The 775-nt window shown below is 74.2% G+C and carries 1 protein-coding gene and 1 pseudogene; both read left to right on the top strand.

Annotated elements, in window-relative coordinates; all coding sequences use genetic code 11:
- Nucleotides 1–74 precede the first annotated feature (74 nt).
- Nucleotides 75–182 (top strand): annotated as a pseudogene (locus Cco03nite_RS43240) (BTAD domain-containing putative transcriptional regulator); the annotation flags it as partial.
- 111 nt (nucleotides 183–293) lie between these two features.
- The coding region (locus Cco03nite_RS42760) for an AAA family ATPase (protein WP_239168100.1) at nucleotides 294–775 on the top strand (482 nt) is incomplete at its 3' end.

Raw genomic sequence — 775 nt, 5'->3', positions numbered from 1 at the left:
CGGCGGCGGCCGGGGTCGCGGTGACGCTGGGCCGAGCGGAGCGGGTACTGCCAGCGGTGCAGCTGGCCGCGTCGATGGCGCCGTTCCACGAACCCGTCCAGGCCGGTCTCGTCCGCCTCCTCGGCGCCGCCGGTCGCCAGGCGGAGGCGCTGGCGGTGTTCCGCACGGTCCGCGACCGCCTCGCCGGCGAACTCGGCGTCGATCCCGGTCCGGCGCTCGTGGACGCGCAACGGCAGGTCCTGACCTCGGCGTCGTTGCCTTCCGCCCGTCCAGCGACGCTCCCGGTCGCCGCTGTGACGGCCGATGCTCCGACGGCCGGCCTGGTCGGCCGGACCGTGGAACTCGCAGTTCTGCAGAGCACCGTGGCGCAGGCCCTCGCCGGACGAACGGCGATCAGCTTCATCGAAGGCGAACCCGGCGCGGGCAAGACCCGCCTGCTGGAAGCGACCGCCGCCATCGCCGACCGGCACGGTGCGCTCGTCGTCTGGGGCTCCTGCCTGCAGGGCGACGGCGTGCCGCCGATGTGGCCGTGGGAGCAGTCGCTCGGGCCGGTCGTCGACAGCCTGCCCGCACCGGCAAGGGAGAAGTGGCTCGCCGGCGAGCTCGGCAGCCTGCTGGAGCAGCGCGACGACGCCGTCGGCAGCGGGTCGCCTTCTCCCGACAACGACCAGTTCCGGCTGTTCGAACAGGTCGTCGCCGTCCTCGGTCAGGCGTCGACGCACCGGCCGACCCTGCTGGTGCTCGACGATCTCCACTGGGCCGACCCCGCATCGCT

Source organism: Catellatospora coxensis (assembly GCF_016862635.1).
Classification (GTDB): domain Bacteria; phylum Actinomycetota; class Actinomycetes; order Mycobacteriales; family Micromonosporaceae; genus Catellatospora; species Catellatospora coxensis.
The sequence above is the reverse complement of the archived record's forward strand: the minus strand, read 5'-3'. Positions and strand labels throughout refer to the sequence as shown.